17 protein-coding genes and 1 pseudogene are annotated in these 19364 nt (G+C 67.5%); 8 read left to right on the top strand and 10 right to left on the bottom strand.

The window, feature by feature from the left end:
* Positions 1-8: 8 nt before the first annotated feature.
* Together xylB and G6N53_RS29145 are read right to left on the bottom strand one after the other, a co-directional pair.
* Entirely contained in the window at positions 9-1403 is a 1395-nt protein-coding gene (xylB, locus tag G6N53_RS29150) for a xylulokinase (RefSeq protein WP_163895112.1), read from the bottom strand.
* A 1-nt stretch (position 1404) separates the two neighbouring features.
* Entirely contained in the window at positions 1405-2577 is a 1173-nt protein-coding gene (locus G6N53_RS29145) for an ROK family transcriptional regulator (protein ID WP_237166674.1), read from the bottom strand.
* A gap of 133 nt (positions 2578-2710) precedes the next feature.
* Between G6N53_RS29145 and xylA the strand changes: the two genes are divergently transcribed.
* The 4 genes from xylA (at position 2711) to G6N53_RS29125 (ending at position 7193) form a co-directional block, all read left to right on the top strand.
* Positions 2711-3934, top strand: a complete 1224-nt coding sequence (gene xylA / locus G6N53_RS29140) for a xylose isomerase (RefSeq protein WP_163895109.1) — start codon at positions 2711-2713, stop codon at positions 3932-3934.
* A 75-nt stretch (positions 3935-4009) separates the two neighbouring features.
* Positions 4010-5086, top strand: coding sequence for a sugar ABC transporter substrate-binding protein (locus G6N53_RS29135; protein WP_237166673.1), 1077 nt, complete (start codon positions 4010-4012; stop codon positions 5084-5086).
* A gap of 5 nt (positions 5087-5091) precedes the next feature.
* A complete protein-coding gene (locus tag G6N53_RS29130) occupies positions 5092-5877 on the top strand; it encodes an ATP-binding cassette domain-containing protein (RefSeq protein ID WP_163895106.1) in 786 nt (261 codons plus the stop codon).
* 20 nt (positions 5878-5897) lie between these two features.
* Positions 5898-7193, top strand: a complete 1296-nt coding sequence (locus tag G6N53_RS29125; protein ID WP_163895104.1) for a sugar ABC transporter permease — start codon at positions 5898-5900, stop codon at positions 7191-7193.
* Between the two features lie 8 nt (positions 7194-7201).
* On the opposite strand, the gene G6N53_RS29120 is transcribed toward G6N53_RS29125, so the two are convergent.
* The 5 genes and pseudogenes from G6N53_RS29120 to fadD3 all read right to left on the bottom strand — a co-directional run bounded on the left by G6N53_RS29120 (position 7202) and on the right by fadD3 (position 12958).
* A complete protein-coding gene (locus G6N53_RS29120; protein ID WP_276000608.1) occupies positions 7202-8314 on the bottom strand; it encodes a pyridoxal phosphate-dependent aminotransferase in 1113 nt (370 codons plus the stop codon).
* Positions 8315-8365: 51 nt separating this feature from the next.
* The gene (ipdE2, locus tag G6N53_RS29115) at positions 8366-9307 is read right to left on the bottom strand and encodes an acyl-CoA dehydrogenase IpdE2 (RefSeq protein ID WP_163895100.1); all 942 of its coding nucleotides are present in this window, start codon (positions 9305-9307) and stop codon (positions 8366-8368) included.
* A 31-nt stretch (positions 9308-9338) separates the two neighbouring features.
* Positions 9339-10310: an acyl-CoA dehydrogenase family protein gene (locus G6N53_RS29110; RefSeq protein ID WP_163895098.1), complete on the bottom strand. Its 972-nt coding sequence runs from the start codon at positions 10308-10310 to the stop codon at positions 9339-9341.
* Positions 10311-10315: 5 nt separating this feature from the next.
* Positions 10316-11440, bottom strand: coding sequence for an acyl-CoA dehydrogenase family protein (locus G6N53_RS29105; RefSeq protein ID WP_163896436.1), 1125 nt, complete (start codon positions 11438-11440; stop codon positions 10316-10318).
* 1 nt (position 11441) lies between these two features.
* Positions 11442-12958 (bottom strand): annotated as a pseudogene (gene fadD3 / locus G6N53_RS29100) (3-((3aS,4S,7aS)-7a-methyl-1,5-dioxo-octahydro-1H-inden-4-yl)propanoate--CoA ligase FadD3).
* A gap of 60 nt (positions 12959-13018) precedes the next feature.
* On the opposite strand from fadD3, the gene ipdE1 reads away from it, so the two are divergent.
* The 4 genes from ipdE1 to fadA6 are packed head-to-tail and all read left to right on the top strand — an operon-like array spanning position 13019 to position 16710.
* Positions 13019-14167 carry an acyl-CoA dehydrogenase IpdE1 gene (gene ipdE1, locus G6N53_RS29095; RefSeq protein ID WP_163895096.1) on the top strand — a complete coding sequence of 383 codons (1149 nt, stop codon included), beginning with the start codon at positions 13019-13021 and terminating at the stop codon, positions 14165-14167.
* Positions 14164-14955 carry a (5R,7aS)-5-hydroxy-7a-methyl-1-oxo-2,3,5,6,7,7a-hexahydro-1H-indene-carboxyl-CoA reductase gene (gene ipdF, locus G6N53_RS29090; RefSeq protein ID WP_163895094.1) on the top strand — a complete coding sequence of 264 codons (792 nt, stop codon included), beginning with the start codon at positions 14164-14166 and terminating at the stop codon, positions 14953-14955. Before ipdE1 ends, ipdF begins: the two co-directional genes overlap by 4 nt.
* Entirely contained in the window at positions 14952-15560 is a 609-nt protein-coding gene (gene kstR2, locus G6N53_RS29085; RefSeq protein ID WP_163895091.1) for a TetR family transcriptional regulator KstR2, read from the top strand. The genes ipdF and kstR2 overlap by 4 nt, the downstream gene beginning before the upstream one ends.
* 1 nt (position 15561) lies before the next feature.
* Positions 15562-16710 (top strand): steroid 3-ketoacyl-CoA thiolase FadA6, encoded by a 1149-nt coding sequence (fadA6, locus tag G6N53_RS29080; RefSeq protein WP_163895089.1) that lies wholly within the window; start codon positions 15562-15564, stop codon positions 16708-16710.
* Between the two features lie 79 nt (positions 16711-16789).
* On the opposite strand, the gene G6N53_RS29075 is transcribed toward fadA6, so the two are convergent.
* From G6N53_RS29075 to G6N53_RS29065, 3 genes are read right to left on the bottom strand one after another with little or no spacing between them, the layout of a single operon-like run.
* Positions 16790-17902: an NDMA-dependent alcohol dehydrogenase gene (locus G6N53_RS29075; protein ID WP_163895087.1), complete on the bottom strand. Its 1113-nt coding sequence runs from the start codon at positions 17900-17902 to the stop codon at positions 16790-16792.
* A 56-nt stretch (positions 17903-17958) separates the two neighbouring features.
* A complete protein-coding gene (locus G6N53_RS29070; RefSeq protein WP_163895085.1) occupies positions 17959-18708 on the bottom strand; it encodes a hypothetical protein in 750 nt (249 codons plus the stop codon).
* Positions 18705-19352 carry a SatD family protein gene (locus G6N53_RS29065; RefSeq protein ID WP_163895083.1) on the bottom strand — a complete coding sequence of 216 codons (648 nt, stop codon included), beginning with the start codon at positions 19350-19352 and terminating at the stop codon, positions 18705-18707. Before G6N53_RS29065 ends, G6N53_RS29070 begins: the two co-directional genes overlap by 4 nt.
* Positions 19353-19364 lie beyond the last annotated feature (12 nt).

Below are 19364 nucleotides of genomic sequence, written 5' to 3'. Positions count from 1 at the left end.
AGGTCCGGTCACCTCATCGTGAGCTCTCGAGCGGCGTGGTACTGCTCGAGCACCCGGGGCGTCGTGGTGGCGTCGTACGTGGTGGTCACGCCGACGGTCCATGGGGGTGGCGACTGCTCGCCGGAGAGGACCCACGCCGCCTGCCGGGCCGCACCGAGGGCGACATACTCGGCCGGCGTCGGCACGTGCACCGCCGTGCCGAACACCGCAGGCGCGATGCGCCGGATGGCCTCGGACCGCGCTCCACCACCGATCAGGATGATGCGTTCGGCAGCGACGCCCTGCTCGGCGATCTTGCCGGTGCAATACGCCATCGAGGCCAGTAGTCCTTCCACGGCGGCACGAGCAATGTTCGCGGAGTTCAGGTTTTGTGTGGTCATGCCGTGCAGGGCGCCGGCGGCCCGGGGCAGGTTCGGCGAGCGTTCCCCGTCGAAGTAGGGGATGAGGACCAGGCCATCGGCCCCGGCGGGTGCCGACAGCGCGAGCCGGTCGAATTCCTCGAAGTCCAGGCTCAGCATCTCGGCCACCGCAGCCAGCACCGGCGCCCCGTTGAGGGTGCACACCAGCGGAAGCTGATGCCCGGTGGCGTCGGCGAAGCCGGCAACGAGGCCCTCCGCGTCGTGCGGCGCCGCCTGGCCGACGGCGCTCACCACCCCCGACGTCCCCAACGAGACCACGCAGTCGCCGGCTGCTGCGCCCAATCCCAGTGCGGCTGCGGCGTTGTCGCCGGCACCGGGGCCGAGCACGGTTCCCCGTGGCGTGGCGCCCGCTGAGTCGCGCGGTCCCAGAACCCGCGGCACCGCGGGAACGCGTCCCCTGAACGCCAGTTCGATCAGATCGGTCTGGTAGCAGTCGGTTTCGGCCGAGTAGTAGCCGGTGCCGCTGGCGTCACTGCGGTCGGTGCGCAGATCGGCGATGTCGGAGGATCCGGTCAGGCGCCAGGTCAGCCAGTCGTGCGGGAGGCACACCGCCGCGGTCTCGTCGGCATGGTCCGGCTCGTGGTCGGCCAGCCACCGCAGCTTCGCCGCGGTTATCGACGCGACCGGCACCACGCCGATGCGCTGCGCCCAGGCCGCGGGACCGCCGAGTTCGCCGATCAACTGTTCGGCAGCCTCGGCCGAACGAGTGTCGTTCCACAGCAACGCGTCTCGGACCACTCGTCCGCGGGAGTCCAGGCACACCATGCCGTGCTGCTGGGCCCCCACCGAGACGGCCGACACGTCGTCCAGCCCGCCTGCCTCGGAGATCGCACGCTGTAGCGCATCCCACCACAGAGCAGGGTCGACCTCGGTGCCGCCGGGATGTGGGGACGACGCCGTCCGCACCACCCGTCCGATGTCGGCATCGCAGACCACCACCTTGCATGACTGCGTCGACGAGTCGATCCCGGCGACCAGGGCCATCTCAATACCTCCCGGGATCGGCGAGCACCGGTGCGAACGCGGACTCGGCGGCACCGATCGCCAACGTGTCGGCACCGAGGGTGGCAGGCACCACCCGCACCAGGTCCCGCGGCGCACCCATACTGTGCCGTGCCAGTTCTTCCCGCAACACTGCCGAGGCGAAAGCGGGGAAGACTCGCAGGAATCCGCCGAGCACGATCAGCCGTGGGTTCAACATGTTGACCGCGTTGCCCAAGGCGATGGCCAACGAGCGCGCCTGACGGTTGAGGACATCACGTTCCGCTCCGTCGGGGTGGCCCGCCCGGGACTGGCCGCCGTCGAGTTCGGCGAGCAGCCGGGCCAGCGGCGCATGGGTGACCTCGGTCTCCAGACATCCGACGCTGCCGCAGTGGCACGGTTCGCCGCCGCCGACATAGGTGTGCCCCAGTTCGCCCGCGTAGCCCGCCACTCCCTCGAGCAACTCACCGGCGACCACGAAGCCGGCTCCTATCCCGCTGGGCCCACCGTTGACGTAGATCAGATGATCGGCGTCGCGGTGATTGCCGAAGAGATGCTCGGCGATGGCTCCGGCGTTGGCATCGTTGGCCGCATACACCGGCAGTTCTGTTGCCGCACTGAGTGCCTGGCCGATCTCGACGTCGTGCCAGTCCAGGTTCGGCGCCAGCTGCACTGTCGATTCGGGGCCGTGTACCAACCCTGGTACCGCGACGCCCACAGCGGTGATCGCCTGTGCGTGTTCGAGGGTGGCGCGGATCCGCTGCACTTCAGCGGCCGCGATGGCGACGGTGTCGGCAGGCGTCGGCACCCGCTCCGTCGGGCAGCGCACCACGTCGAGCACGGCACCGCCCATTGCGACCACTCCCACCGTCACGGCGTCCACCTCGGGGGTGACGGTCACCGCGAGCACGCGTCTGCCCGGACGCACTATCGGACTGGGCCGGCCGACCTGCGATATCGACGGTGCGGGAGACTCCTCGACGAGGCCCCGGGCGGCCAGATCCTCCACCAGATCCTTCGTGGTGGAACGCGACAGCCCGGTGTGCCGGGTCAGCTCGGCCCTGCTGAGAGCCCGGTGGCGATGCACGAGCGTCAGAACGCTGGACAGATTTCGACGCCGAACGTCATCAGTGCTGGTGCCGACTCGTGCCGCCCGACGGTCTTCCGTCCCGTTCAAGTGTCGTGTCCCCTCGTTCTTGGCCTTGACAGTGTCGCAGGCCACATCTTATGTTCGCACAGAGAACAAAATACCGCCGTATCGCCACTTGGCCACGTGCCAGGCGCCGTTTTCGTCCTAGGAGCACCCCTCGATGACCGTCCTGGATTCCCGCGTCCCCGCACCGGAGAGCCTCACTCCCCGTTCGTCCGACAAGTTCTCCTTCGGGCTCTGGACGGTGGGTTGGCCGGGAAACGATCCGTTCGGCGTCGCCACCCGGCCGGCGCTGGACGTCGTCGAAGCCGTGGAACGGCTGGCCGAACTCGGCGCGTACGGTCTGAGTTTTCACGATGACGACCTGTTCGTGTTCGGTAGTTCCGACGCCGAACGACGGAAGATGATCGACCGCTTGAAATCGGCTCTCGGTGCCTCGGGTCTGGCCGTGCCGATGGTGACCACCAACCTGTTCACCCAACCGGTGTTCAAGGACGGCGGATTCACCAGCAACGACCGGGCGGTTCGCCGCTTCGCGCTGCGCAAGGTGCTGCGCAACCTCGATCTCGCGGCCGAGTTGGGTGCCCAGACCTTCGTGATGTGGGGAGGCCGGGAAGGCGGCGAATATGACTCGGCCAAGGATGTCCAGGCGGCACTGGAGCGTTACCGCGAAGCGCTGAACCTGTTGTGCGAATATGTGATCGACCAGGGCACCGGAATCCGGTTCGCGATCGAGCCGAAGCCCAACGAGCCGCGCGGCGACATCCTGCTGCCAACGGTGGGCCACGCGCTGGCGTTCATCGACACCCTGGCCGACCCCGACATGGTCGGCGTCAACCCCGAGACCGGGCACGAGCAGATGGCCGGACTGAACTTCGTGCACGGCATCAGTCAGGCGCTCTACAGCGGCAAGCTGTTCCACATCGACCTCAACGGTCAGCGTGGTATCAAATTCGACCAGGACCTGGTGTTCGGCCACGGTGACCTCGCGAACGCCTTCGCATTGGTCGACCTGCTCGAGCACGGTGGCCCCGGTGGCGGCCCGGCCTACGACGGGCCGCGGCACTTCGACTACAAGCCCAGCCGCACCGAAGACGCCGACGGGGTGTGGGCGTCGGCGGCTGCCAACATGCGGATGTATCTGTTGCTGCGAGCCCGGGCGGCGGCGTTCCGGTCCGACCCGGAGGTCCGCGAGGCCATGGCGCGGGCGAAGGTGGCCGAGCTGGGGGTGCCCACGCTGAACCCGGGCGAGACCTACGCCGAGCTGCTGGCCGACCGGTCGGCGTACGAGGAGTTCGCCGCCGATTCCTACTTCGGGGCCAAGGGTTTCGGTTTCGTGCAGTTGAACCAGCTGGCCCTCGAACACCTGATGGGAGCCCGTTGAACCACTGATGGACGTGACGTGAGTCACGTTATATGTTTCGTCGACTAACAAAACAATCACTCGGAGGCCAGTTCCGTGACACCTACGAAGACCCTGTTCACCGCCGTGCTCACGACAACTGTCGTCGGTCTGTCCCTCGCAGGGTGCAGCAGCGACTCGGGCGGCGGAGGCGCCGCCGGCGACAGCGGCAAGATCGGCGTCATCCTGCCCGACACCAAGTCCTCGGTCCGGTGGGAGTCCAAGGACCGCCCCGCCCTGGAGGCGGCATTCGAGGAAGCCGGCGTCGAGTACACCATTCAGAATGCCGAGGGTTCGGCCGACCAGATGGCGACCATCGCGGACGGCATGATCGCCGACGGCGTCACCGTGCTGGCCATCGTGAACCTGGATTCCGACAGCGGAGCGTCCATACAGCAGAAAGCCGCCGCCCAGGGCGTCAAGACCATCGACTACGACCGGCTCACCCTCGGCGGGTCCGCCGACGTCTACGTGTCGTTCGACAACACGAAAGTCGGTGAGTTGCAAGGTCAGGGCCTCGTCGACTGCCTGGGCGGCAGACCCGCCAACGTCGTCTTCCTCAACGGCTCGCCGACGGACAACAACGCGACTCTGTTCTCCCAGGGCGCGCACTCGGTGGTCGACGCCGACCCCGCCATCACGATCGTCGGCGAACAAGCCGTTCCGGACTGGGACAACGACAAGGCGGTGACGATCTTCGAGCAGCTCTACACCGCCGGCAGCGGACAGGTCGACGGCGTCTATGCCGCCAACGACGGCCTTGCCGGATCGGTCATCTCGATCCTGGAGAAGAACCAGCGCGCCGGGCAGGTGCCGGTCACCGGACAGGACGCCACGGTCGAGGGGTTGCAGAACATCCTCGCCGGGACGCAGTGCATGACGGTGTACAAGTCCGCGACCGAAGAGGCCGGTGCCCTCGCCGACGCGGCGATCGCGCTGGCGGCCGGGAACCAACCCGAGACCAACAGCACCTCGCGTGATGACCAGGGGAACCGGGACGTGCCCTCGGTGCTGCTGACCCCGCAGTCGATCACCAAGGACACCGTCGACATCGTGTTCACCGACGGCGGCCAGTCCAAGGACGAGGTGTGTGCGGGTCAGTTCGAGGCGATGTGCACCGCGGCCGGAGTCTGAGCGACATGACGTCCAGCGCCGAACCTATCCTCGAATTGCGGGGGGTGAACAAGAGTTTCGGGGTCGTGCACGTGCTGCATGACATCAACTTTCAGGTCTATCCCGGCGAGGTCACCGCTCTTGTCGGCGACAACGGTGCGGGCAAGTCCACGCTGGTGAAAGCCATCGCCGGGATCCACCCCATCGATACCGGCACCTACCTGTTCGAGGGTGCCCCGGTGACCGTGCACGGACCCAACGACGTCGCGGCGCTGGGCGTCGAGGTCGTGTACCAGGACCTCGCGTTGTGCGACAACCTCGACATCGTCGAGAACATGTTCCTGGGCCGCGAACTCAAACACCGGGGCATGCTCGACGAGGCCCGCATGGAGACGATGGCGCGGGACGCGTTGAAGTCGCTGTCGGTGCGCACCGTGCAGTCGGTGCGGCAGACGGTGTCGAGTCTGTCCGGCGGTCAGCGGCAGACCGTGGCAATCGCCAAATCTGTGCTGTGGAACTCCAAGGTCGTTCTGCTCGACGAGCCGACGGCAGCGCTCGGCGTCGCCCAGACCCGGCAGGTCATCGACCTGGTGCGTCGGCTGGCCGACAACGGGGTGGGCGTCGTGTTCATCTCCCACAACATGATCGACGTCTTCGAGGTCGCCGACCGGATCTGCGCGCTGTACCTGGGGCGAGTCGCTGCCGACGTCAAGGCCGCGGATGTCACCCACAGCGAGGTGGTCGAACTCATCACCGCCGGGCGGTCCGGGAGGCTCGGGCTGGCACCGGCCGACGCCGCCGAAACGATGTGACGGAAGTGAAGGACGCCCGCATGACGACAGTCAGTTCTCAACCGAGAGGCAGTTCTCAACCCAAGGGCGAACTGGCCGAGTCCGACTTCGCCGGCGATTCCCGCACCGACGAGGGCTTCGGCGAGGCGGTGAGGTCTTACCTGCGTCGGGTCCGCGGTGGCGACATGGGCTCGCTACCAGCCGTTCTCGGGCTCATCGTGTTGTTCGTGGTGTTCGGTCTGGCCAACGACCGGTTCCTGTCGGCGCTGAACCTCGCCAACCTCGTCACGCAGGCCGGGTCGATCTGCGTGCTGGCGATGGGATTGGTCTTCGTGCTGCTGCTCGGTGACATCGACCTGTCGGCGGGCGTGGCAGGTGGCGTGGCGGCGTGTGCGGCCGCCTTGAGCATCGTCAATGGAGGTTGGCCGTGGTGGTCCGCCATGGTTGTGGGCATCGCCGCAGGTGCGCTGATCGGCTTGCTGATCGGTGTACTGCGGGCCAAACTCGGCATCCCGTCCTTTGTCGTGACACTGGCCTTCTTTCTCGGCCTGCAGGGTGTCACCCTCAAGTTGATCGGCGAAGGCGGCTCGGTCCGTGTCGATGACCCGGTCATCCGGGGCATCACCATCAACAACCTCTCGGTGACCGCGGGCTGGGTCATCGCGCTGGCGGTCGTCATCGGGTACGGCGCGCTCGAGGTCTACCGTTACCGCAGCAAGAAAGCACTCGGCCTGGCGCACTCCCCGTTCGGCGTGGTGATGGCCAGAGTCGCCGGCATCTCGGTGGTGACCCTGGGAGTCACCTATGTGCTGAGCATCAATCGCAGCGTCAACCCGAACGTCGAGATCCGTGGCATCCCCTATGTGCTGCCGATGATTCTGGTGTTGCTGATCGCCCTGACCCTGATCCTCAACCGCACCTCCTACGGCCGCCACATCTACGCCGTCGGCGGAAACGCCGAAGCGGCCCGGCGTGCGGGAATCGCCGTCGACCGCATCCGGGTGTCGGTGTTCATCGCGTGCTCGTCGCTGGCGGCGCTGAGTGGGATCATCGCGGCGTCCTACGCAGGCAAGGTGTCTGCGTCCTCCGGTGCCGGCAACACCCTGCTCTACGCGGTCGGCGCGGCCGTCATCGGCGGGACCAGTCTGTTCGGCGGCAAGGGCCGGGCCGTGGATGCGGTGATCGGCGGAGTCGTGGTGGCCACCATCGCCAACGGACTCGGCCTGCTCAATCAGTCGTCGTACATCAACTTCCTGGTCACCGGCGGTGTGCTGCTACTCGCGGCGAGCGTGGATGCTATCTCGCGGCGGCGACGCTCGTCCACCGGACTGGGATGAGCCGGCCACTAAGGCAGCCACGAACCTATCCGCCGCAGTGCCTCCTCGATGTCCGCGGACGAACCGGCGAACGACAGCCGCACGAATGCACCGCCGCGGACGGTGTCGAAGTCGACCCCCGGTGCGATGGCAACGCCCGTCTCGGCCAACAGCTTCGAGCAGAACGCCAGCGAGTCGGTGGTCAGGTGCGAGACGTCGGCGTAGACGTAGAACGCACCGTCGGTCGGGGCGAGCCGGTCGATACCGATCGAGCGCAGACCGTCGAGCAGCAGCGTCCGGTTCGTCGCGTATCCCTCCAGCAGTGAATCGGCCTCGGCGACGGACTCCGCAGTGAACGCCGCGACCGCAGCCTCCTGGGCGAGCGTCGGCGGGCAGATGGTGAAGTTGCCGGTCAGGCAGTCGACGGCCCGCTTCAACTCGTCGGGCACCAGCAGCCAACCCAGCCGCCACCCGGTCATCGCGAAGTACTTCGAGAAGCTGTTCACCACCACGGCTTCCCGCGATGTCTCCCACGCGCAACTGGTCGCAGGCGAACCCTCGTACACCAGACCGTGGTAGACCTCGTCGCTGATCAGGCGCACCCCCGTCGTCTCACACCACGACGCGATCGCAGCGAGCTCCTCTGGTGGGATCACCGTGCCGGTCGGGTTCGCCGGACTCGCCACGACCACCCCAGCGACGGGGGGATCGAGCTCGGCCAACATCTGTGCTGTCGGTTGGAATCGGGTCTCCGGGCCGCACGGCAACTCGACGACCTCGCAGCCGAGCGCAGAGAGTATGTTGCGGTAGCACGGGTAGCCGGGGCTGGCGATCGCCACCCGGTCGCCGACGTCGAAACAGGCCAGAAACGCCAACAGGAACCCGCCGGACGAGCCCGTGGTCACCACGACGTCGCGTGCCTCGATCTCCAGCCCGTACCGGCTCCAGTACGAATCCGCGATCGCTGCACGCAGTTTCGGCTTCCCCATCGCCACCGTGTAGCCGAGCTGGTTGTCCTGCAGCGCCGACACCGCCGCGTCGCGTACCGGCGACGGGGCCCCCGCGCTGGGCTGGCCCGCGGACAGGTTGACCAGGTCGCCATGAGTGCGCTGCCGTTCAGCCGCGGCCAGCCACACATCCATCACATAGAACGGTGGAATACCTGCCCGCAGCGAAAGCGTCACGCCTTCAGGCTAGAACACCTGCGCTTCGAGGCGACGCAGGTGCTCACGAGCAGGCCCCAGAAGCTGTGCGCTGCCGTGGGCGCGTTTGAAGTACAACTGGATGTCGCTTTCCCAGGTGATCGCGATGCCACCATGGAGCTGGATCGCCTCACCGGCCACCGTCGAGAACGCCTCGCTGGCGGCAACGCGGGCGAGCGCGGCCGACGTCGGGTTCGGATCCGCCACGGCCTCGCCGACCACCGCCCGCGCGGACTGCACGGCGACATAGAGGTCGGCCATCCGGTGCTTGAGCGCCTGGAAGCTGCCGATCGGCCGGCCGAACTGGACGCGGTCCTTGGTGTACTGCACGGTCAGGTCGAGACACCGCGATGCCGCCCCGATCTGTTCGGCCGCCAGCAGGATCGCCGCGACGTCCATCAGCCCGGGGTCCGGCCCGATCACGGAGGTTTCGGTGGCGCGCACCCTGGCAAGCCGGCGGGTCGGATCCATCGAGACCGCGGGCTCGGCGGTGAACGCGGTCCAGCGGGTGAGGTTCTCACCATCGGCAGCGACCACGACGTCGGCGACGTCACCGTTGACGACGTATCCCGGGTCGAAGACGACCGCCCCGATCGACGATCCCTCCGCCAGCTTCTCGAGTGCGTCGGCGTCGGGCTCGTCGGCCGACAACAGCGCCAGTTCGGCCAGCGTGGTGCCCCACAGCGGCGTCGGCACCAGCGCCCTGCCCAGCTCCTCGAGCGCTACCGCGGCGTCGGCGAGTTCGCCTCCCGCGCCGCCCGATTCCTCGGGCACCACCAGGGCCGCTACCCCGACCTGCTCACACAGCATCTGCCAGAGCGACTCGTCGTATCCCCGCGGCGAATCCATCGCCGCGCGCACCGACTCCGGTGACGCGTGTTTCTCGACGAGCGCGGCGACGGTGTCGCGCAGCAGTTCCCGTTCTTCTGTCATGCGCGATCCGCCTTCGCTACTCGCTGAACCGTCATGCTGTCAGGGCCTCCAATACTCGGCGTCGGTGCCACGTCGGATCGCCCCAAGCCGGCCGCAATGCCTGGACCCGCACCAACAGCAGCGAGAGATCGTGTTCCTGGGTGAAGCCGATGGCGCCGTGGGTCTGCAACGCCGACCGCGCGGCCAGCAGTGCCGCGTCCGCCGCGGCGGCCTTGGCGGCGCTGACGTCGCGTGCGGTGTCTGCTGAGCCTTCGGCGAGCGCGATCGCCGCCCCATAGACCAGTGGCCGCGCCATCTCGACCGCAATGAGCACGTCGGCGAGCTTGTGCTTGATGGCCTGGTAGGTGCCGATGACGGTGCCGAACTGGCTGCGCTGCTTGGCGTATTCGACCGCGGCGTCCAGCATCGCCTGTGCTGCACCCACCAGTTGTGCCGCGGTCGCCAGGGCGCCGAACTCGAAGGCGCGGGCCACATCGGCGGACTGTGCATCACCGGAGGCGTTGACGTCGAAGAGCTTTCGGCTCATATCGATCGATTCGTGCCGGACGCCGATCGCTGCGTCACGTACCTGCCCGTCCTCGGCGAGCAGGATCAGGCCGGCGGCATCAGCGTCGACTGCACGGGGCACCGTGGGCGGCAGCGCCACCGTCGCGATCAGTTCACCGGAGGCGAGAGCGGCGCTGCGCTCGGCCCACTCATCCCGGCCGGCGAGCAGGATCGGCGCCACCGCGATGGACTCGGCCACCGGGCCGGGGACGCCCCAGCGCCCGACCCGCTCCAGTGCCACCACCAGATCGACCGGGTGGGCCTCGATGCCGTCGTATTTCTCGGGCACTATCAACGCAGTCACGCCGAGGTCGGCCAGTTGCGCCCACACCTTGCGTCCGGGCGCGGTGTCGCCCTCACCCCAGGCGCGCACGGCTGCGGGAAGATCGGCGGCACCCAGCGCGGCGTCGATGCTGGCCGCGAAGTCGCGCTGCTGGTCGTCTATCTCAAAGTTCACGATCGCTACTTTCGGGGCAGGCCCAGCAGGCGCTCGGCGATGATGTTGCGCTGGATCTCGTTGGTACCCGCATAGATCGGGCCTCCCAGCGCGAACAGCAGGCCGTCGGTCACAGAATCGGCGACTTCGCCGTCGGCCCCGCGCAGATCCAGCGCGGTCTGGTGCAGTGCGACGTCCAGGTCGGACCAGAACACCTTGGTCACCGACGATTCCGCACCCAGTTCTCCGCCCGCTGTCAGCCGGGTGACGGTTCCGAAGGTGTGCAGTCGGTAGGCCTGGGCCTTGATCCAGGCATCGGCGACACGGTCGGTGAACGCCGGGTCGGGATTGTCCCGCCACTGCGCCACAAGGCGTTCCGCCGGCGCGAGAAAGCGTGCCGGGCTGCGCAACGACATGCCGCGTTCGTTGCTGGATGTGCTCATGGCCGACTTCCAGCCGTCGTGCACACCACCGATCACGTCCTCGTCGGGAACGAACACGTCGTCGAGGAAGATCTCGCCGAATCCGGTGTCACCACCGAGTTGGGCGATAGGCCGAACGGTGACGCCCTCGGCCTTCAGGTCGAACATGAAGTATGTCAGTCCCTTGTGGCGCTGCGCCTCGGGATCGGACCGGAAGAGGCCGAAGGCGCGTTCCCCGAACACCGCCCGCGAGCTCCAGATCTTCTGGCCGTTGAGGAGCCAGCCCCCGTCGGTCCGAGTGGCAGTCGAGCGCAGTGACGCCAGGTCGCTGCCGGACTCCGGCTCCGACCAGGCCTGAGCCCAGATCTCTTCACCACTTGCCATTTTCGGCAGGATCCGTTTCAGCTGCTCGGGCGTACCGTGGCTGAACAGGGTGGGCGCGAGCATCGACGTGCCGTTGGCGCTGGCACGCCCCGGCGCGCCGGCACGGAAGTACTCCTCCTCGTACACGATCCACTGCAGCAGCGTCGCGTCCCGTCCGCCGTACTCTTCGGGCCAGGTGATCACCGACAGGCCGGCGTCGAAGAGCACCTTGTCCCAGCGGCGGTGCTGCTCGAAACCCTCGGCGGTGTCGTAGGACTTCGTCGGGAACGAATCCTTGTTCGCGGCGAGGAACTCGCGCACCTCCGACTGGAACTGGAGGGTGGCGTCGTCGAAGTTGAGGTCCAACTCAGGCCCTTTCACGAAGTTGCGGCTTGACGACTTTGCCGCCCGGGTTGCGCGGCAGCGCGTCGAGGAACTCGACCGTCCGCGGGGTCTTGAAATTCGCGAGATGTTCCCGGGTGAAGGCGATCACGGTGTCGGCGTCCAGCTCGGCGCCCGGCAACGCGACGACGAACGCCTTGCCCACCTCGCCCAATCGCTCATCGGGCACCCCGATGACGGCGGCCTCGGCGACGCCGTCGAGGCGGGCGAGCACCTGCTCGATCTCGGCGGGTAGACGTTGAACCCGCCACAGATGTACATGTCCTTGAGACGGTCGGTGATCTTCAGGTTGCCCGCCGCGTCCAGCTCGCCGACGTCCCCGGTGTGCAGCCATCCCTCGTCGTCGATCGCGGCAGCGGTGGCCTCGGGATCGTCGAGGTAGCCCAGCATCACGTTGGGCCCGCGCAGCAACACCTCGCCCTGCTCACCGATGCGCAACTCGAAGTCGGCGATCGGCCGACCGGACGTGGTGGCCACGGTGACGGCGTCGTCGTCGGCGCGGCACATGGTGCCGAAGCCGCTGGCTTCGGTCAGCCCGTAGGCGGTGAGCACGATGTCGATGTCGAGTTCTGTCTGCATCCGCTCGATCAGCACGACCGGGATCGTGGCTGCACCGGTGACCGCGAATCGCAGGGAGCCCATGTCGTACCGACTGCGTTCGGGGTGGTCGAGGAGCGCCTGATAGATCGTCGGCGGGCCGGGCAGCACGGTGATCCGGTGCTCGGCCACCGCGCCCATGGCCTGCACCGGGTCGAACGTCAGCTGCGGAAACAGTGTGGCGCCGGCCTGCAGGCAGGCCAGGATGCCCGCCTTGTAGCCGAAGTTGTGGAAGAACGGGTTGATGCACAGGTAGCGGTCGTCGCTGGTGACCTGGCCGCACGCCGCCCACGCTGCGGATGCGTCGAGGGACTGGCGGTGCGCGCACCGCACGCCCTTGCTGCGGCCGGTGGTTCCGGACGTGAACAGGATGTCGGAGACGTCGTCGGGGGCGACGGCCGCGGCGCGGGCGTCGACCGCTGCAAGGTCGGTGCCCGACGCGACGAACTCGTCCCAGGTGCCGTCGGCCTTGTCGATCGGGACACGCACGATGTGGCGCAGTGCGGGCAGCGCGGGACGATCGACGGCGGCAGCCTTGTCGGCACCGAGGAACTCGCCGGAGGCGAACAGCAGCGGCGCGGCGGTGCGGGCCAGGATGTCGGTGGCTTCGCTGGCGGTGTACCGGGTGTTCAGCGGGACCAGCACAGCACCGGCGTAGTGCGTGGCCAGGCATGCGACCACCCAGTGCCAGGTGTTCGGTGACCAGATCGCGACGCGGTCGCCGGGCCCGACCCCGAGGCCGATCATCGCCGCGGCGGCGTGGCGGACCTCGGAACGCAGTTCGGCGTAGGTCAGCATCCGGTCCGCCGTCACCACGGCGGGGTGGTCGGGGAGTTCGCGCGCGATCCGGTCGAGAACGGCCGGAGTGGTTCTCAGCTGTGACATTCCGGGGGCGTCCCTGTCCCTCTCTAACAAAGCAAGTGCTTGGTAGGTTAGCCTACAGGGGTGATAGAGGTCCAGGAGTTCAGGGCTGAGGTACGCGACTGGTTGGCTGACAACCTCGTCGGTGAGTACGCCGCGTTGAAGGGTCTGGGAGGACCTGGCCGCGAGCACGAGGCGTTCGAGGAACGCCGGGCGTGGAACCAGCATCTGGCGGCCGCAGGGCTGACGTGCCTGGGGTGGCCCACCGAGCACGGCGGTCGCGGCCTGTCCGTCGCACACCGTGTGGCGTTTTACGAGGAATACGCCAAGGCCGACGCTCCCGACAAGGTGAACCACCTCGGCGAGGAGTTGGTGGGGCCGACGCTCATCGCCTACGGCACCCCCGAGCAGCAGAAGCGTTTCTTGCCCACGATCCTCGACGTCACCGAGTTGTGGTCACAGGGCTACTCCGAACCGGGCGCCGGCAGCGACCTCGCCAACGTCGCGACGACGGCGACACTCGACGGCGATCGATGGGTCATCAACGGGCAGAAGGTCTGGACCTCGCTGGCGCACTGGGCGCAGTGGTGTTTTGTCATCGCCCGCACCGAGAAGGGCTCCAAGCGGCATGCGGGGTTGTCCTACCTGCTGGTGCCGCTGGACCAACCCGGCGTCGACATCCGGCCGATCATCCAGCTGACCGGTGACTCGGAGTTCAACGAGGTGTTCTTCGACGACGCCCACACCGACGCCGGTTTCGTTGTCGGCGAGCCCGGTGACGGCTGGCGGGTGGCGATGGGGACGCTGACGTTCGAGCGGGGTGTTTCCACGCTGGGGCAGCAGATCCGTTATGCGCGTGAGCATTCCAACCTGGTCGGGTTGGCCAAACGCACCGGCGCAGCCGACGATCCGTTGATCCGGGAACGGCTGAGCCGCTCCTGGGCCGGCTTGAAGGCGATGCGGTCGTACGCGCTGGCGACGATGGACGCCGAGCAGCCGGGGCAAGACTCGGTTTCGAAGTTGTTGTGGGCCAACTGGCATCGCGAACTCGGCGAGATCGCGATGGAGGTGCAGGGCATGGCGGGTCTGACGCTGCAGGACGGTGAGTTCGACGAGTGGCAGCGGCTGTACCTGTTCTCCCGCGCCGACACGATCTACGGTGGCTCCAACGAGATCCAGCGCAACATCATCGCCGAGCGGGTGCTCGGCTTGCCGCGGGAGGTCAAGGGATGAGCGATCTTTCAGTCGCGCCCAAGGAGATCGACGGACACGGGCTGTTGACCGGCAAGGTGGTCCTGGTGACCGCCGCCGCGGGGACCGGCATCGGTTCGTCGGTGGCCCGGCGGGCGCTTGTCGAAGGAGCCGACGTGGTGGTCTCCGACTATCACGAGCGCAGGCTGGGGGAGAGCCGCGATCAACTGGCCGAACTCGGTCTCGGCCGTGTCGAAGCCGTCGTATGCGATGTGACCTCCACCGCCGCGGTGGATGCGCTGGTCACCGACACGGTGGCCGCGATGGGGCGACTCGATGTGCTGGTCAACAACGCCGGGCTCGGGGGCCAGACACCCGTCGTCGACATGACCGATGACGAATGGGACCGCGTTCTCGACGTCACCCTGACATCGACGATGCGGGCGACGCGTGCGGCCCTGCGGTACTTCCGCGATGCACCGCACGGCGGCGTCATCGTCAACAACGCCAGCGTGCTGGGGTGGCGGGCGCAGCATTCGCAGTCGCACTACGCGGCAGCCAAGGCCGGCGTGATGGCGCTGACACGCTGTAGCGCAATCGAAGCCGTCGAACACGGGGTTCGGATCAACGCTGTGTCGCCCAGCATTGCCCGGCACAAGTTCCTCGAGAAGACGAGCAGCTCCGAGCTACTGGACCAGCTCTCGCAGGGGGAGGCGTTCGGACGTGCCGCCGAGCCGTGGGAGGTCGCAGCCACCATCGCGTTCCTGGCCAGCGATTACTCCAGCTACCTGACCGGCGAAGTGATCTCGGTGTCGAGCCAGCACCCATGAGCGGTGAGCGTCCGGCCGCTGCGCCCAACACCAGACGCGACGAGCTTCTCGGGCTCGCCGCGACGATGTTCGCCGAGCGCGGCCTGCGCGCCACCACCGTGCGGGACATCGCCGACTCGGCGGGAATCCTCAGCGGCAGCCTCTATCACCACTTCTCGTCGAAAGAAGAAATGGTCGACGAGGTGCTGCGCGGCTTCCTGGACTGGCTGTTCGAGCGCTACCAACAGATCGTGGAGACCGAGTCGAATCCGCTCGAGCGGCTCAAGGGACTGTTCATGTCCTCGTTCGAGGCGATCGAGACCCGGCACGCCGAGGTGGTGATCTACCAGGACGAGGCGAAGCGGCTGTCCACCCAGGAGCGGTTCGCCTACGTGGACGAGCGCAACAGAGAACAACGAAAGATGTGGGTCGACGTGCTGAACCAGGGCATCGAGGAGGGCTACTTCCGCCCCGATGTCGATGTCGACCTGGTGTACCGGTTCATCCGTGACACCACCTGGGTTTCGGTCCGCTGGTACCAGCCCGGCGGACCGCTCACCGCGCAGCAGGTGGGTGAGCAATACCTGGCCATCGTGCTCGGTGGCATAACAAGAGAAGGAGTCTGAAATGGCCGAAGCGTATGTGATCGACGTGGTCCGCACTGCGATCGGAAAGCGCAACGGTTCGCTGGCAGGCGTGCATCCCGTCGACCTCGGGGCAGCGGTCTGGCGCGGTCTGTTCGAGCGCGTCGACGTCGACCCGGGTGCGGTCGACGACGTCATCGCCGGCTGTGTCGACGCCATCGGCCCGCAGGCGGGGAACATCGCCCGGTTGTCCTGGCTTGCAGCGGGATTCCCCGAAGAAGTCCCCGGCGTCACCGTCGACCGGCAGTGCGGCTCAAGCCAGCAGGCCATCTCGTTCGGTGCACAGGCCATCATGTCCGGCACCGCCGACCTGATCGTCGCCGGCGGCATGCAGAACATGAGCCAGATCCCGATCAGCTCCGCGATGATCGTCGGAGAGCAGTTCGGGTTCACCTCTCCGACAAACGAATCGAAGAGCTGGCTGCATCGCTACGGCGACCAGGAGATCTCACAGTTCCGTGGGTCTGAGCTGATCGCCGAGAAGTGGGAGCTGTCCCGCGAGGAGATGGAGCAGTACGCGCTCACCAGCCACCAGCGCGCCCAGGCCGCGATCCGGGCCGGGCACTTCGAGAACGAGATCATCCCGGTGGACGGCTTCGCCGTGGACGAAGGTCCCCGCGACACGTCGCTGGAGAAGATGGCCGGACTCAAGACATTGGTCGAGGGCGGCAGGCTGACCGCGGCGATGGCCAGTCAGATCTCCGACGGAGCCAGCGCGGTGCTGCTCGCCTCGGAGGAAGCGGTGAAGACTCACAACCTGAAGCCGCGGGCCCGCATCCACCACATCAGCGCGCGCGGCGCCGACCCGGTGTTCATGCTCACCGGCCCGATCCCCGCTACCCGCTACGCGCTGGACAAGACCGGTCTGTCGATCGAGGACATCGACACCGTCGAGATCAACGAGGCGTTCGCCCCCGTGGTGCAGGCGTGGCTCAAGGAGACCAAGGCCGATCCGGAGAGGGTCAATCCGAACGGTGGCGCGATCGCGCTCGGCCATCCGCTCGGCGCCACCGGCGCGAAGCTGTTCGCCACGATGCTCAACACGCTGGAGCGCACCGGAGGCCGCTACGGTCTGCAGACCATGTGCGAGGGCGGCGGCACGGCGAACGTCACCATCATCGAGCGCCTCTGACTCCCGCGCCGGAACTGTATTCCAGGCGGCGAAATCGCCAAAACCAGCGCCTGGAATACCGTTCCGGCGGGATGAGCGCTCAGTGGTGGTGCAGGATGACGCCGCGGATGTTGCGGCCCGCGCGCATGTCCTCGTAGCCCTCGTTGACCTCGGCGAGCTTGTACTCATGGCTGACGGTCTCGTCGAGCAGCAGCTTGCCTTCGCGGTAGAGCGACAGCAGCCGCGGGATGTCGGCGCGCGGGTTGGCCTCGCCGTAGAGGCTGCCGAGCAGTCGCTTCTGGAACAGCGTGAACATCATCATGCCCAGCGTCGGCTGGTTGTCCGCCATCGTCGAGAGCGCGGTCATCACGACCGCGCCACCCTTGCGGATGATGTTGGCGGCGTCCTCGAGCATCGAGCCCTCCAGCAGGCCGACGGTCAGGATCGCCGAATCGGCCATCACCCCGCGGGTCAGCTCCGCGACCAGGGCGGTGGCTTCGGGCAGCGAGGTGGCGAAGTGCGTGGCCCCGAATCGGAAGGCCAACTCGCGCTTGGCTTCCACCGGTTCGACGACGACGATCTTCTCGGCGCCGGCCAACCTGGCGCCTTGAACGGCGCCGCTGCCGATCCCGCCCAGCCCGATGACGACGACGGTGTCGCCGGGCGACACATCGGCGGTGTTCACCGCCGACCCCCACCCCGTCGTGACGCCGCACCCGAGCAGGCAGGCACGCGTCAACGGAAGGTCGTCGTCGATCTTGACGATGGACGCCTCGGGCACGGTGCCGTACTGCGAGAACGTCCCGACCAGCGCCATCACCCCGATGTCCTGCCCGCGGACGTGCCGCCGGTAGGTGCCGTCGAGCTGGGTGCCGGCCATGATCATCGCGCCGAGATCGCACAGGTTCTGGTGACCTGTCGAGCAGAACCGGCAGCGTCCGCAGGCGGGAAGGAACGACGCGACGACGTGGTCACCCGGAGCCAGGCCGACGACGCCGGGGCCGACTTCCCGGACGATCCCGGCGCCTTCGTGGCCACCGATCAGCGGCAGCGGCGCGGGCAGATCGCCGGTGCGGATGTGCTCGTCGGAGTGGCAGAGGCCGGTGGCCTCCCAGGAGACCAGCACCTCACCGTCCTGCGGTGGGTCGAGGTCGATCTCCTCCACGGTCCAGTCGCCGCCGTACTCCCACAGAATCGCCGCGTTGGTCTTCATGTCAGGAGTGTAGGAATCCGTCCGTGGCGCAGAGACAGTTTCGCTCGGAATGACCGTCAGCCGGTGACCGCGATCAACGCCAAGCCGGCGAAGGCCAGTATCCAGCTGGCGAGGCTGCCGACGAGGAAGTACTCGGTCACGTCGTCGATCCCGACGGCAACCCCGCCCTCGGGCTTGCCGTTGCGGTCACGTTTCGCGCTGATCTCCGGAAACCGGATGATGCTCTTGGCTGCCACCACCGCCGACGCCAGGGTGAGCTGGCCGGCCACCCCGAGGCCGACGATCAGCAGCCGTTCCATAGGTCCCAGCAGGCGGCCGCCCTTGAGTTGATCGGAGGCCTGCGGTTGTCCGACCGGTTTGACCGAGCCCACCGAACCGAGGATCAGCCGTACCACCTGGTTGGCAGTGGCCACCTGTGCCAGCAGCACCCCCAGCACCGTCAGCACGCGGTCGCCCGACACGTTCAGATCAACCCACGAAGCCCAATGCCTGATCGGGCCGTCGACCTCGGACCCCCATCCGGACAACACGATCAGCACCGTGATGGTGCCGCCCAACACCACCAGTGCGGCGCTCTGGTGGCTGCCCGTCCGTTCGGCACGCTCACACGAGACCTGCCAGCCGACGGCTCCGATCGATGCGAAAGCCAACAGCGCAAGGTCGCCGACATGCCACAACCCTGCCAGCATTGCCCACCCGACGAGGGCGACGGCGCCGATCACCGGCGTCAGCCAGCGGACTCCGACGAGTCTTCGGCTGATGTCTCCGATGCCGACGGCGATCAGAAAGACCGCGAGGATGCTCATGTGATCTCGGAAAGATACTGGGAGGCAGCGATGATGAGGTCCAGTCCGTCCCGGCCGGCACGTTGGGAGACCGCCGACGGACTGATCTTCTCCTCGGCGGCGAGTTCTTTCTTGGGACGGCGGGACACGAGACCTTTCAGGATGCGGACGGATCTGTCATCGAGTGATCCAAACATGTGGTCCCGACACATCAGGGCGGCGTTGACGGCGTTTGCGGAGGGACCGGCGTCGGTACTGCTGCGGTAGGTGATGCGCACCAGGGCAAGTCCGGGTTGGCGTTGCGCATCGGCGGTCCACTCGATGGCCTCCCGAGCCGCCCACCATCCGGGTCCGTCCTGAATTCCGGTTGCCTCGTCGAGAACGCTCACCGGCCCCCATCCGACGCCGAACCGGATATCCACGGCGGGGGCGACCGCCAGCCGCACCTCCCATGCCGCTGCGAGCGCCACACCGACGTGCGGGTAGCTGCCCTGGAATTCGTCGCCGACGGTGAGGGCGGGAGCGTCCAGGGCGCCGGCGGCGACGTCGTCGAGTGCGGCGGTCAGGTCGCGATGCAGTGCCCGCCGGTCAGTGACCCGCCGGGAATCGACCACGTCGCCGATCAAGGTGGCGCGCGATGAAGCTGGAGGCTGAACTCTCGCCATATGAAGATAGTA

The organism is Mycolicibacterium hippocampi, assembly GCF_010723735.1.
Taxonomy (GTDB): Bacteria; Actinomycetota; Actinomycetes; order Mycobacteriales; family Mycobacteriaceae; genus Mycobacterium; species Mycobacterium hippocampi.
The sequence above is the reverse complement of the archived record's forward strand: the minus strand, read 5'-3'. Positions and strand labels throughout refer to the sequence as shown.